This is a genomic window from Pseudomonas sp. B1(2018) (genome assembly GCF_003097365.1).
GTDB lineage: Bacteria > Pseudomonadota > Gammaproteobacteria > Pseudomonadales > Pseudomonadaceae > Aquipseudomonas > Aquipseudomonas laurylsulfatiphila.
On sequence record NZ_PYUK01000006.1, the window covers coordinates 266,721 to 280,050 of the forward strand.

The 13,330-nt window shown below is 60.6% G+C and carries 14 protein-coding genes; 7 read left to right on the top strand and 7 right to left on the bottom strand.

Features of this window, described 5'->3' with window-relative positions; all coding sequences use genetic code 11:
• Positions 1-136: 136 nt before the first annotated feature.
• Both glnL and ntrC read left to right on the top strand, forming a co-directional pair.
• Entirely contained in the window at positions 137-1,222 is a 1,086-nt protein-coding gene (gene glnL, locus C9422_RS12090) for a nitrogen regulation protein NR(II) (protein ID WP_116580818.1), read from the top strand.
• Positions 1,219-2,655 carry a nitrogen regulation protein NR(I) gene (gene ntrC / locus C9422_RS12095; protein ID WP_056852210.1) on the top strand — a complete coding sequence of 479 codons (1,437 nt, stop codon included), beginning with the start codon at positions 1,219-1,221 and terminating at the stop codon, positions 2,653-2,655. Before glnL ends, ntrC begins: the two co-directional genes overlap by 4 nt.
• A 526-nt stretch (positions 2,656-3,181) precedes the next feature.
• Here ntrC and C9422_RS12105 read toward each other — a convergent pair.
• Positions 3,182-3,622: a hypothetical protein gene (locus C9422_RS12105; RefSeq protein WP_116580819.1), complete on the bottom strand. Its 441-nt coding sequence runs from the start codon at positions 3,620-3,622 to the stop codon at positions 3,182-3,184.
• On the opposite strand from C9422_RS12105, the gene C9422_RS12110 reads away from it, so the two are divergent.
• On the top strand, positions 3,621-4,076 hold the full coding sequence (locus C9422_RS12110; RefSeq protein WP_015093085.1) for a tRNA (cytidine(34)-2'-O)-methyltransferase: 456 nt from the start codon (positions 3,621-3,623) through the stop codon (positions 4,074-4,076). The genes C9422_RS12105 and C9422_RS12110 overlap by 2 nt on opposite strands.
• 176 nt (positions 4,077-4,252) lie before the next feature.
• Here C9422_RS12110 and secB read toward each other — a convergent pair whose 3' ends face one another.
• From secB to C9422_RS12125, 3 genes are read right to left on the bottom strand one after another with little or no spacing between them, the layout of a single operon-like run.
• The gene (gene secB, locus C9422_RS12115) at positions 4,253-4,738 is read right to left on the bottom strand and encodes a protein-export chaperone SecB (protein ID WP_007972740.1); all 486 of its coding nucleotides are present in this window, start codon (positions 4,736-4,738) and stop codon (positions 4,253-4,255) included.
• Positions 4,739-4,794: 56 nt separating this feature from the next.
• Entirely contained in the window at positions 4,795-5,049 is a 255-nt protein-coding gene (gene grxC, locus C9422_RS12120) for a glutaredoxin 3 (RefSeq protein WP_007972741.1), read from the bottom strand.
• Between the two features lies 1 nt (position 5,050).
• Positions 5,051-5,464, bottom strand: a complete 414-nt coding sequence (locus C9422_RS12125; protein WP_007972742.1) for a rhodanese-like domain-containing protein — start codon at positions 5,462-5,464, stop codon at positions 5,051-5,053.
• Positions 5,465-5,616: 152 nt separating this feature from the next.
• Here C9422_RS12125 and gpmI point away from each other — a divergent pair, with 152 nt between their 5' ends.
• From gpmI to C9422_RS12145, 4 genes are all read left to right on the top strand, one after another.
• Complete coding sequence (gene gpmI / locus C9422_RS12130) at positions 5,617-7,146, top strand: 2,3-bisphosphoglycerate-independent phosphoglycerate mutase (protein ID WP_116580820.1); 1,530 nt, start codon at positions 5,617-5,619, stop codon at positions 7,144-7,146.
• A 251-nt stretch (positions 7,147-7,397) separates the two neighbouring features.
• Entirely contained in the window at positions 7,398-8,693 is a 1,296-nt protein-coding gene (locus C9422_RS12135; protein ID WP_116580821.1) for a murein hydrolase activator EnvC, read from the top strand.
• Positions 8,694-8,724: 31 nt separating this feature from the next.
• Positions 8,725-10,041, top strand: coding sequence for a S41 family peptidase (locus tag C9422_RS12140; RefSeq protein ID WP_116580822.1), 1,317 nt, complete (start codon positions 8,725-8,727; stop codon positions 10,039-10,041).
• A gap of 2 nt (positions 10,042-10,043) precedes the next feature.
• Positions 10,044-10,820 carry a divergent polysaccharide deacetylase family protein gene (locus C9422_RS12145; RefSeq protein ID WP_116580823.1) on the top strand — a complete coding sequence of 259 codons (777 nt, stop codon included), beginning with the start codon at positions 10,044-10,046 and terminating at the stop codon, positions 10,818-10,820.
• An 82-nt stretch (positions 10,821-10,902) separates the two neighbouring features.
• Here C9422_RS12145 and C9422_RS12150 read toward each other — a convergent pair whose 3' ends face one another.
• The 3 genes from C9422_RS12150 to hisA all read right to left on the bottom strand — a co-directional run bounded on the left by C9422_RS12150 (position 10,903) and on the right by hisA (position 13,254).
• Positions 10,903-11,658 (bottom strand): ABC transporter substrate-binding protein, encoded by a 756-nt coding sequence (locus tag C9422_RS12150; RefSeq protein WP_015093077.1) that lies wholly within the window; start codon positions 11,656-11,658, stop codon positions 10,903-10,905.
• Positions 11,659-11,736: 78 nt separating this feature from the next.
• A complete protein-coding gene (gene hisF / locus C9422_RS12155; protein WP_007972752.1) occupies positions 11,737-12,507 on the bottom strand; it encodes an imidazole glycerol phosphate synthase subunit HisF in 771 nt (256 codons plus the stop codon).
• Between the two features lie 9 nt (positions 12,508-12,516).
• Positions 12,517-13,254 (bottom strand): 1-(5-phosphoribosyl)-5-[(5-phosphoribosylamino)methylideneamino]imidazole-4-carboxamide isomerase, encoded by a 738-nt coding sequence (hisA, locus tag C9422_RS12160; RefSeq protein WP_007972753.1) that lies wholly within the window; start codon positions 13,252-13,254, stop codon positions 12,517-12,519.
• Between the last annotated feature and the right edge of the window lie 76 nt (positions 13,255-13,330).

Below are 13,330 nucleotides of genomic sequence, written 5' to 3' on the forward strand. Positions count from 1 at the left end.
AGAACGCCACGCAAGCGAGCTTCATACGCCCGTTTCAGGCCATTGGCGCTTCTTTTCGGAGCCTTGGTTTGGTTTTTGCATTTTCCCCGTATCAACGCTTGTTTCTTGCGCATGCTCCGCCCCAAAAGAGGTCCCGATGACCATTAGCGACGCACTCCACCGTTTGCTACTCGACAACCTCACCACCGCCACCATTCTGCTCGATGCCGAACTGCGCCTCGAGTACATGAACCCGGCGGCGGAGATGCTGCTGGCCATCAGCGGCCAGCGCAGCCATGGGCAGTTCATCAGTGAACTGTTTACCGAATCGACCGAAGCGCTGAACTCCTTGCGCCAGGCTGTCGAACAGGCCCACCCGTTCACCAAGCGCGAAGCCATGCTCACCGCCCTCACCGGCCAGACCCTGACCGTCGACTACGCGGTAACGCCGATTCTGAGCAATGGCGACACGATGCTGCTGCTTGAAGTCCACCCTCGCGACCGCTTGCTACGGATCACCAAGGAAGAAGCACAGCTTTCCAAGCAGGAGACCAGCAAGATGCTGGTGCGCGGGCTCGCCCATGAAATCAAGAACCCCTTGGGCGGGATTCGTGGCGCGGCGCAATTGCTGGCCCGGGAACTGCCGGAAGAAAGCCTGCGCGACTACACCAACGTCATCATCGAAGAAGCCGACCGCCTGCGTAACCTGGTCGATCGCATGCTAGGCTCCAACAAGCTGCCGTCACTGGCCCTGTGCAATGTCCACGAAGTGCTGGAGCGCGTCTGCCAACTGGTGGAAGCCGAAAGCCAGGGTTGCATCACGCTGGTGCGCGACTACGACCCAAGCATTCCCGACGTATTGATCGACCGCGAACAGATGATTCAGGCCGTACTGAACATCGTGCGCAACGCGATGCAGGCCATCAGCAGCCAGAACGAGCTGCGCCTTGGCCGAATCAGCCTGCGCAGCCGTACCATGCGCCAGTTCACCATCGGCCATGTGCGCCATCGCCTGGTGACCAAGATCGAGATCATCGACAACGGTCCGGGCATCCCTGCGGAACTTCAGGAAACCATCTTCTTTCCCATGGTCAGCGGTCGCCCGGACGGTACCGGGCTCGGCCTGGCCATTACCCAGAACATCATCAGCCAGCACCAGGGCCTGATCGAATGTGACAGCCACCCCGGCCACACCACCTTCTCGATCTTTCTGCCACTGGAACAAGGAGCCCCATCGACATGAGCCGTAGTGAAACCGTGTGGATCGTCGATGACGACCGTTCTATCCGTTGGGTCCTGGAAAAAGCCTTGCAACAGGAAGGCATGACCACGCAAAGCTTCGACAGCGCCGATGGCGTGATGAGCCGCCTGGCGCGCCAGCAACCGGACGTGATCATTTCCGACATCCGCATGCCCGGCGCCAGCGGCCTGGACCTTCTGGCGCGGATTCGCGAGCAGCATCCACGGCTGCCGGTCATCATCATGACCGCTCACTCCGATCTGGACAGCGCTGTCGCGTCCTATCAGGGCGGCGCCTTCGAATACCTGCCCAAGCCGTTCGATGTCGACGAAGCGGTTTCCCTGGTCAAGCGCGCCAACCAGCACGCCCAGGAGCAGCAGGGCCTGGAAGTCGCCCCGACGCTGACCCGCACCCCGGAAATCATCGGCGAGGCGCCGGCGATGCAGGAGGTGTTTCGCGCCATCGGCCGCCTGAGCCACTCCAACATCACCGTGCTGATCAACGGCGAGTCCGGTACCGGTAAAGAGCTGGTGGCCCACGCCCTGCACCGTCACAGCCCGCGCGCCGCTTCGCCGTTCATCGCGCTGAACATGGCGGCGATCCCCAAGGACCTGATGGAATCCGAACTGTTCGGCCACGAAAAAGGCGCGTTCACCGGCGCGGCCAACCTGCGTCGCGGGCGCTTTGAACAGGCGGACGGTGGCACGCTGTTCCTCGATGAAATCGGCGACATGCCCGCCGATACCCAGACCCGTTTGCTGCGGGTGCTGGCCGATGGCGAGTTCTACCGCGTCGGCGGCCATGTGCCAGTGAAGGTCGATGTGCGCATCATCGCCGCGACTCACCAGAACCTGGAAACCCTGGTGCATGCCGGGAAATTCCGCGAGGATTTGTTCCATCGCCTCAACGTGATCCGCATTCATATCCCGCGCCTGTCGGATCGTCGCGAAGACATCCCGACCCTGGCCAAGCACTTCCTCAGCCGCGCAGCCCAGGAGCTGGCAGTCGAGCCCAAGCTGCTGAAAAGCGAAACCGAGGAATACCTGAAGAACCTGCCGTGGCCCGGCAACGTGCGCCAACTGGAGAACACCTGCCGCTGGATCACGGTGATGGCTTCGGGTCGCGAAGTGCACATCGGCGACCTGCCGCCGGAGCTGCTGAGCCTGCCGCAGGATTCGGCACCGGTCACCAACTGGGAGCAAGCCCTGCGTCAATGGGCCGACCAGGCGCTGGCCCGTGGTCAATCGAGTCTGCTCGACAGCGCTGTGCCGGCCTTCGAGCGGATCATGATCGAGACCGCCCTCAAACACACCGCCGGTCGCCGCCGCGATGCCGCCGTCTTGCTGGGTTGGGGGCGTAATACCCTGACACGCAAGATCAAGGAATTGGGGATGAAGGTGGATGGTGGGGATGATGATGAGGGGGATGAAGGTTAAGTTCGGCTTCGGTATTTAGTCGTCGGCGAAAAGATCGCAGCCTTCGGCAGCTCCTACAGGCGTACGCAAGACCCTGTAGGAGCTGCCGGAGGCTGCGATCTTTTTTGCCCGGCGTGCACCGACTGGATGCACCGTGAACCGCAATCGCGCACGGCGACCGATTCCGAATCCCGCCAACGTTCACTATCGAACCCCTATCGAAAAAACACGAAAGCCCCGTTCTACGGGGCTTTCGACGCTTATACGCGGGTTTCTGTTTCAGCTTGTTAAAACCTGGCACGCCCCCTGCAATAACCCTTTCAGGTGATTCAGATCACCGACCCGGTTTCGGGGACCTTGGTACAGGCAGGCCGGGGATTCCCCTCTTTACACCGGGCTCACAGCGCAGCCGCGACGAGCCCAGCCGTTTTGGGGCCCTTGATACAGGCAGGTCAGGGGTTCCTTCTTTACACCAGGCTCACACCGCACTCGCGACGAGCCTCCCGTTTCGGGAACCTTGGTACAGGCAGGCCGGGGATTCCCTCTTTTATTGCTCCCGGAGATGGATCTCCAGCCGCCAGCGGTCATCGACCTCGCTACCGGCCCACTCGCCCTGCAGTGGCCGGGCCGCCACCAGCGTCAGCAGCAACCCTCCATCGCTCAAACGTACCCGCCAGTTCACATCCTTGCCGCCAAGCTTGAGCTGGCCTTTCTGCGCTTGGCCCTCGGCGCCAAACAGCAGCGCGACACTGCCGTCGATGATTTCGCCATGGACCTTGGGTTCGTTGTTGAACCACACCACCAGCCCGTCGCCCGTCACCTCAACCTGCTGCAACTGACTCGGGTCTGGCGTGGTCAGGCGACCGATCATCAGGCCGATCATCATCCCGACAATCGCCAGCGAGCCCATCACCTGCAGGAATAGTTTCGAACGCACGCCTGCTTGCGGCGTAGAATGCGCGTCATCTTTACCTTCGGAGCCGTGCATGTTTCACGTCATCCTTTTCCAACCAGAAATTCCGCCGAATACCGGCAACGTTATCAGGCTGTGCGCCAACAGTGGCTGCCACCTGCATTTGATCGAGCCGCTGGGCTTCGAGATGGACGACAAGCGCCTGCGCCGCGCCGGCCTCGACTACCACGAGTATGCCACCCTGCAACGTCACGCCGACCTCGCCAGCTGCCTGGAAAGCCTCGGTCATCCACGGCTGTTCGCCTTCACCACCAAGGGCTCGCGGCCATTCCACGATGCCAGCTTCGCCCCAGGCGATGCGTTCCTGTTCGGCCCGGAAAGCCGGGGTTTGCCCGCCGAGGTCCTGGACGCCCTGCCCCCTGAGCAACGCCTGCGCCTGCCGATGCGCGAAGGCTGCCGCAGCCTGAACCTGTCGAACACCGTGGCGGTGGCCGTGTACGAAGCCTGGCGCCAGAACGACTTCAAATAACACCACGAATCAATGTAGGAGCTGCCGAAGGCTGCGATCTTTTGATCTTAAAAAATCAAAGTCAAAAGATCGCAGCCTTCGGCAGCTCCTACAGGGGGCAGTGCATCCAGCGGTTTCGTTTGCTCCATGAAAAAAGCGCCTTTGAAGGCGCTTTTTTCATGGAGCAAACGAAGCTTTTACTGAACGGTCGGCGTCTCGCCGGCAGCCTGCATGCGTTGCAGCTCTTGTGCGTACAGCGCATCGAAGTTCACCGGGGCCAGCATCAGTGCCGGGAACGAACCGCGGGTCACCAGGCTGTCCAGAGTTTCGCGAGCGTACGGGAACAGGATATTCGGGCAGAACGCACCCAGGGTGTGGCTCATCGAAGCATCGTCCAGGTTCTTGATCAGGAAGATACCGGCCTGCTGCACTTCAGCGATGAACGCCACTTCGTCACCGTTTTTCACGGTAACCGACAGGGTCAGCACGACTTCGTGGAAGTCCGACTCCAGTGTCTTTTGACGGGTGTTCAGATCCAGGGCGACGCTCGGCTCCCACTGCTGGCGGAAGATCGCCGGGCTTTTCGGAGCTTCGAAGGACAGGTCACGCACATAAATGCGCTGCAAGGAGAATTGCGGTGCAGTTTCTTCTTCGTTCGCAGCAGTGTTCTGTTGGTCAGTCATCGCAGATCCTTCTTGATCCAGGGTTCTTTTAGGTTTGCTTGTTTGGGGTATTGCCGTCAGGCCCTGAGCAGCGCGTCGAGCTTGCCGGCGCGCTCCAGGGCGAACAAATCATCACAACCGCCCACGTGGGTGCTGCCGATCCAGATTTGCGGCACGGACGTACGTCCGGCCTTCTGGGCCATCGCGGCGCGCACCTGCGGCTTGCCATCGACCTTGATCTCTTCGAAGGCCACGCCTTTGTTCTCGAGCAGGTATTTGGCTCGCGAGCAGTAAGGGCAGTAATCGCTGGAATAGACGACGACGTTGCTCATATCACTTCACCAGCGGCAGATTGTCGGCTTTCCAGCTGGAGATACCGCCGGACAGCTTGGCGGCGGTGAAGCCGGATTTCATCAATTCGCGGGCGTGAGTGCCTGCGGTCTGGCCCATGGCATCGACCAGGATGATGGTCTTGGCCTTGTGCTTTTCCAGCTCGCCAACGCGGGCGATCAGTTTGTCCTGGGGAATGTTCAGCGCGCCGACAATGTGACCGGCGGCGAAATCCTTGGTTGGACGAATATCGATCACCACGCCTGCGTCCTTGTTGACCAGGCCGGTCAGTTCGCCAGTGCTCAGGCTACGGCCGCCGCCCTGCATTTGATAGGCAATCAGCAACGCCAGCAGTACGACGAAGATACCGACGAGAATGTAGTGGTTAGTGGCGAATTCAATCAGGTGAGCAACCATCGAAGGAGGTTCCAGGGCGTTAAAATGTCGGCCAGTATACACAGCCACTATGGTGGGCCAAACCCCGTCCGGCGGTGACGTGGCCGGAACTTCGCTTTAAACTGCGACTCCCTTTTCCATCGCCCCTTTTTACTTGAGCCAGAGCGAATTCCATGACTACCACGCCTAAACCTTTGGTCCTGATGATTCTCGACGGCTTCGGTCACAGCGACAACCCCGAATCCAACGCCATCTTCGCGGCGAAGAAGCCTGTACTGGACCGCCTGTGGGCCACCGTGCCGAACGGCCTGATCTCGGGCAGCGGCATGGACGTCGGCCTTCCGGATGGCCAGATGGGCAACTCCGAAGTCGGTCACATGAACCTCGGCGCCGGTCGCGTGGTGTATCAGGACTTCACTCGCGTCACCAAATCGATCCGCGACGGCGAGTTCTTCGAGAACCCAACCATCTGCGCCGCCGTGGACAAAGCCGTCGCCGCCGGCAAAGCCGTGCATTTCATGGGCCTGCTATCCGACGGCGGCGTGCATAGCCACCAGGATCACCTGGTCGCCATGGCCGAACTGGCCTACAAGCGCGGCGCTCAAAACATCTACCTGCACGCCTTCCTCGACGGCCGCGACACTCCGCCGAAAAGCGCTGAGTCCTCCATCGAACTGCTCGACGCGACCTTCCAGGCCCTGGGCAAAGGCCGGATCGCCAGCCTGATCGGCCGTTACTACGCCATGGACCGCGACAACCGTTGGGACCGTGTCTCCCAGGCCTACAACCTGATTGTCGATGGCCAGGGCGAATTCAACGCCGCCACCGCCCAGGAAGGCCTGCAAGCAGCCTACGAGCGCGGCGAGAGCGACGAATTCGTCAAAGCCACCTCCATCGGTGAGCCGGTAAAAGTCGAAGACGGCGATGCCGTGGTGTTCATGAACTTCCGCGCCGACCGCGCCCGCGAGCTGACTCGTGTGTTCGTCGAAGACAACTTCAGTGAGTTCGAGCGTGCCCGCCAGCCGAAACTGGCCGGTTTCGTCATGCTGACCCAATACGCCGCGAGCATCCCTGCTCCATCGGCCTTCGCTGCCGGCAGCCTGGAAAACGTGCTGGGCGACTACCTGGCGAAAAACGGCAAGACCCAGCTGCGCATCGCCGAAACCGAAAAATACGCCCACGTGACCTTCTTCTTCTCCGGCGGTCGCGAAGAACCGTTCCCGGGCGAAGAACGCATCCTGATTCCGTCGCCGAAAGTCGCCACCTATGACTTGCAGCCGGAAATGAGTGCGCCGGAAGTCACCGACCGCATCGTCGACGCCATCGAAAACCAGCGTTACGACGTGATCGTGGTCAACTACGCCAACGGCGACATGGTCGGCCACAGCGGCGTGTTCGAAGCGGCGGTCAAGGCCGTCGAATGCCTTGACCAATGCGTGGGTCGCATCGTCGATGCCCTGGAAAAAGTCGGCGGCGAAGCCTTGATCACCGCCGACCATGGCAACGTCGAACAAATGTCCGATGAAACCACTGGCCAGGCGCACACTGCACACACCACCGAGCCGGTGCCGTTCATCTATGTCGGCAAGCGCGACCTGAAGGTCCGTGAAGGCGGCGTGCTGGCGGACGTGGCACCGACCATGCTGAAGCTGCTGGGCCTTGAGCAACCGACGGAAATGACCGGGACTTCGATTCTGGTCTGATCGGATTTCAAAAACGCAACAAAATCTGTGGGAGCGAGCTTGCTCGCGATAGCAATCTGACAGCCAACATCTATGTTGAATGATCGGACGCCATCGCGAGCAAGCTCGCTCCCACAGTGGTTTTTGGAGTTTTTGAAATGGAATTCAGTCTGTCGCTTGCTCCAGTCATCACACAGTCAGAAATGGGCATTTTTTTTGCTGCCCATGGCGGGCATACTAGGCCGTCCCTTTCCCTGGTGCCGCCCGCCCCTATGCTTCGCGTCCTGATAGCCCTAGCTCTGACTTGCCTGCTCCAACCGGCCTTTGCTGACGAGCGCGCAGACACCCAACAACAGCTGGACGCCACGCGTCAGGACATTGCCGAGCTGAAGAAGCTGCTGGGCAAGCTGCAGGAAGAAAAATCCGGCGTGCAGAAAGAGCTCAAGGGCACCGAAACCGAAATGGGCAAGCTCGAGAAGCAGGTCGAAGCCCTGCAAAAAGAGCTGAAGAAAAGCGAAGCCGAGCTGCAGCGACTCGATGCGGAGAAAAAAAAACTCCAGAGCGCGCGCATTGAACAGCAACGACTGATCGCCATTCAGGCCCGGGCGGCCTACCAGAACGGTCGCCAGGAATACCTCAAGCTGCTGCTCAACCAGCAGAATCCGGAAAAATTCGCCCGCACCCTCACCTATTACGACTACCTGAGCCAGGCTCGCCTGGAGCAGTTGAAGAATTTCAACGAAACCTTGCGCCAACTGTCCAATGTCGAGAAAGACATCGCCATGCAGCAGGCGCAACTGCTGGTGCAGCAAAGCAGCCTCGACACCCAGCGTGACGAGCTCGAGAAAGTCCGCAAGGAGCGCCAGCAAGTCCTGGCCAAGCTCAATGACGACGTAAAGGCTCGCGATCAGAAACTGGCGGCGCGCGAGCAGGATCAGGCAGACCTGTCTAAAGTCCTTAAAACCATTGAAGAAACCCTGGCCCGCCAGGCCCGTGAGGCAGAAGAAGCGCGACAGAAAGCGCTGATTGCCCAGCAGGAAGCCGAAAAAAAGCGTTTACGTGAGGCCCAGGCGCAGGCAGATGCCAGCGACGACGCCCCACGCAAACCGGTCAGATCGACACCTGGCGCACTGGTTTCCAGTTCCGGCGAGACCTTTGGTGGTCCATTTGCGTCAACCCGCGGCAAACTTCCATGGCCTGTCGATGGTCGACTGCTGGCGCGCTACGGTGAAAGCCGTGGCGACGATGCCCGGACCAAGTGGGATGGCGTGATGATCGGCGCGTCTGCCGGCAGCACGGTGCATGCGGTGCATGGTGGTCGCGTAGTGTTTGCCGACTGGCTGCGAGGCGCCGGGTTGCTGGTGATCCTCGACCACGGCAACGGTTTTTTGAGTCTTTATGGTCACAACCAGACGCTGCTCAAGTCTGCGGGTGATGTGGTTAAAGCCGGCGAGTCCATCTCCACTGTCGGCAACAGTGGCGGGCAGGACACGCCAGCGCTGTATTTTGCTATTCGTCAGCAGGGTCACCCGAGTGATCCGGCGCAATGGTGCCGCGCGCAAGGATAAGCGCGTTACCTAATTCAGGAGTTTGTTAGACATGCTGCATTTGTCCCGCCTTACCTCGCTGGCCCTGACGATCGCCCTGGTGATCGGCGCGCCTCTGGCGTTTGCCGCTCAACCGGCCCCGGCGGTTGCGCCTGCGGGCACTGCTGCGACCACCAAGGCGCCACTGCCGCTGGATGAGTTGCGCACCTTTGCCGAGGTGATGGACCGGATCAAGGCCGCTTATGTCGAACCGGTGGACGACAAGACCCTGCTGGAAAACGCCATCAAGGGCATGCTCAGCAACCTCGACCCGCATTCGGCTTACCTCGGCCCTGAAGATTTCGCCGAGTTGCAGGAAAGCACCAGCGGCGAATTCGGCGGACTGGGCATCGAAGTCGGCGCCGAAGACGGCTTCATCAAGGTGGTGTCGCCGATTGACGACACGCCGGCTTCCAAGGCTGGTATTCAGGCCGGCGACTTCATCGTCAAGATCAACGGCCAGCCCACCCGCGGCCAGAGCATGACCGAAGCCGTCGACAAGATGCGCGGCAAGATCGGCCAGAAAATTACCCTGACCCTGGTGCGCGACGGCGGCACGCCATTCGACGTGACCCTGTCCCGCGCCGTCATCCAGGTCAAGAGCGTGAAGAGCCAGCTGCTGGAATCGGGCTACGGCTACATCCGCATCACCCAGTTCCAGGTCAAGACCGGTGAAGAGGTTTCCAAGGCGCTGGCCAAGCTGCGCAAGGAGAACGGCAAGAAGCTCAAGGGCATCATCCTCGACCTGCGCAACAACCCGGGCGGTGTGTTGCAGGCGGCGGTGGAGGTGGTCGACCACTTCATCACCAAGGGCCTGATCGTCTACACCAAGGGCCGCATCGCCAACTCCGAGCTGCGTTTCTCTGCCACCGGCAAGGACGAAAGCGAAGCCGTGCCAATGGTCGTGCTGATCAACGGCGGCAGCGCCTCGGCATCGGAAATTGTCGCCGGCGCCCTGCAGGACCAGAAACGCGCCGTGGTGATGGGCACCACCAGTTTCGGCAAGGGCTCGGTGCAAACCGTGCTGCCGCTGAACAATGACCGCGCATTGAAGATCACCACGGCGCTGTATTACACGCCGAACGGCCGCTCCATCCAGGCCCAGGGCATCGTCCCGGACATCGAAGTGCGCAAGGCCAAGATCACCAGCGAGCAGGACAACGACTACTTCAAGGAAGCCGACTTGCAGGGTCACCTGGGCAACGGCAACGGTGGTGCGGACAAACCGTCCGGCTCCAGCAAGGCCAAGCCGATGCCACAGGACGATGATTACCAACTGGCCCAGGCCCTGAGCCTGCTCAAAGGGCTGAGCATCACGTCCGGCCGTTGAGGATGCGCCTGCGGTACATTCTCGGTCTGCTTTGCTGTCTGGCGGGTGTTGTTCACGCAACGCCCGCCTCGACCACGCCGCAAAAAGCCTACCTGACCCTGATCATCGATGACCTGGGGCAGAACCTGCCCCGGGATCGCCGCGTGTTGGCCCTGCCCGGCCCGGTGACCACGGCGATCATGCCCGACACGCCTCACGCCACCGAATTCGCCCGCGAAGCCCATCGTGCCGGCAAGATCGTCATTCTGCACATGCCCATGGACCCGGCCACCGGACCGTTCGCCTGGCATCCCGAATTGCCTGTCGAAGAGCTGGAAAAGCGCCTGAACGCCGCCTTCAAAAGGGTCCCGTACACCAGCGGTATCAACAATCACATGGGCAGCCGCATGACCGCACAACCCGCGGCCATGGCCTGGTTGATGGCAGACTTGCAACAACGGCACAAATTCTTCGTCGACAGCCGCACCAGCGCCCAGACCGTAGCCGCGGCCGAAGCGCAGAAGATCGGCCTGGCCAGCGTTTCGCGGGATGTGTTTCTCGACGATGAACGCACCGAAGCAGCGATCTTCAGCCAGTTGCAGTCAGCGATCAGCCTCGCGCGCAAGCAAGGTTCGGCGGTGATGATCGGGCATCCGTATCCACAGACGCTCGCGGTGCTGGAGCGGGAGTTGCCGAAGCTGAAGGCTCAGGGCATTGAGTGGATTGATATCCGGCAGATGATCAGTGTGCGCGGGAATCGGGCGACTGCGGCGCATGGGAAGGATGGGGTGTACCGCTGAAAAGATCGCAGCCTGCGGCAGCTCCTACATGGAATGCGTCCCCCTGTAGGAGCTGCCGCAGGCTGCGATCTTTTGATTTACCCTACAAATACCGCGCCATGATCTCGTCGACCTTGCCTTCCTTGCGCATCTGGTCAAGCGCCGCCTGGAGCTTGGCCACCGTCTCGTCCGGCACGTCCTTGTTCAGTGCCAGGTACAGTTCGGCACTGTTGAAACGCAGTACGGTTTTCAACCCGTTGACCCCTTCCTGACGCGCCAGATAGCGCCCGGCCGGGTCACCGGTGGCCCACAGATCGATCTGCCCGTTGACCAGTTTTTTCGCGTTGTCCTGATCGCGCAGTACAACAATCGGATTGAGCCCCTGCTTGGCCAGCGTCTCGGCAATCGCGTCGCCCTTGTAGGCGCCGATCTTGTACTTGCGCGCATCATTCAAGGTTTCGAGGGTGATCTTGCTGTCAGCCTTGGCCAGCATGATCCAGTCGTCCGGGCCGATTGGGCCGACCCATTTGAACAGCTTCTCGCGATCCGGCAACCGCGCCATGACGAACACGCCATAGCCGGGTTTTTCCAGGGTGAGTTTGTAGATTCGCTCCCAAGGGAAACGCAGGGTCAGGCTGTAGGTAATGTTGGCGCGCTTGAATATCTCGCGGACGATATCGGTGGCGATGCCATCGATGTTCTCGTCCTGAGCGAAGTTCTTGCCATTCTTCGCCATGTTGTAGGGCGGGAAGTTTTCAGTCAGCAACACCATGTCGGTATCGGGGCTGTCTTTTGCGTGTGCTCCGTTGATGAACAACAGAGAAGCGCTGGCAAGGACGAGAAGAAAGCGTTTAAGCATGTCTGGCTACCGAAATCCATGGCGTACCCAAGAGTGCCTTGGGCACGCCATGATGTCCACTGGCCTGCATTGGTTTATTCAGCGCATCACAATTCCGCGATGGGCCATATAAGCCTTGGCTTCCTGCACGGTGTATTCGCCGAAGTGGAAAATACTCGCCGCCAGAACCGCGCTGGCGTGACCTTCGATAATGCCGTCGGCCAGGTGTTGCAGGTTGCCGACGCCACCGGAAGCAATCACCGGAATACCCAGCGCATCGCTGATGGCGCGGGTGACGCCCAGGTCGAAACCGTTTTTCATGCCGTCCTGGTCCATGCTGGTCAGCAGGATCTCACCGGCACCCAGGCCTTCCATTTTCTTTGCCCACTCAACGGCGTCGAGGCCGGTTGGCTTGCGCCCGCCATGGGTGAAGATTTCCCAGCGCGGGGTTTCGCCCGGCCCGGAAACCTTCTTCGCGTCAATCGCAACCACGATGCATTGCGAACCGAAATGCTGCGCGGCTTCGCCGACGAACTCAGGGTTGAACACCGCAGCGGTGTTGATCGAAACCTTGTCCGCGCCGGCATTGAGCAGGTTGCGGATGTCCTGCACGGTGCGCACGCCACCGCCCACGGTCAGCGGGATGAACACCTGGCTGGCCATGCGCTCGACGGTGTGCAGCGTGGTGTCGCGGCCATCGACGCTGGCAGTGATGTCGAGAAAGGTAATCTCGTCGGCGCCCTGCTCGTCATAGCGACGGGCGATTTCCACCGGGTCGCCGGCGTCGCGGATGTTTTCGAATTTCACACCCTTGACCACCCGGCCGTTATCCACGTCCAGGCAAGGGATGATGCGTTTGGCCAGCGCCATGATCAGTCCTCAGCCTTTGTACGAATCGCAGAAAGCTTGCGCTTCGGCGACATCGAGGGTGCCTTCGTAAATCGCACGGCCGGTGATTGCGCCGATGATGCCCGGCGCCTTGGCATCGAGCAGGGTCTTGATGTCGCCCAGGTTGTGGATACCGCCGGAAGCGATCACCGGGATCTTCGTTGCAGCAGCCAGTGCCGCGGTGAACGGTACGTTGCAACCCTGCATCATGCCGTCTTTGGCGATGTCGGTATAAACGATCGCGGACACGCCATCGGCTTCGAATTGCTTGGCCAGGTCGATCACCTGGATGGTGCTGATTTCAGCCCAGCCGTCGGTGGCGACGAAACCGTCCTTGGCGTCCAGACCGACAATCACCTTGCCCGGGAACGCACGGCAGGCTTCGGCAACGAAGGCCGGATCTTTCACGGCCTTGGTGCCGATGATCACGTAGCTGACGCCCGCTTTTACGTAGTGCTCGATGGTTTCCAGGGAGCGGATACCGCCGCCGATCTGGATCGGCAGGTTCGGATAACGCTTGGCGATGGCGGTGACCACTTCGCCGTTGACCGGCTGGCCTTCGAAGGCGCCGTTCAGGTCGACCAGATGCAGACGGCGGCAACCGCCCTCCACCCACTTGGCAGCCATGCTCACCGGGTCATCGGAGAACACTGTGGAATCTTCCATGCGGCCCTGGCGCAGACGAACACAGGCACCGTCTTTAAGATCGATAGCGGGAATAATGAGCATGCTTTTTCCTTCGTCAAAAGAGCTGCAAGCTGCAAGCTATAAGCTGCAAGCAGGCACGCGTACTAATTCTTGCAGC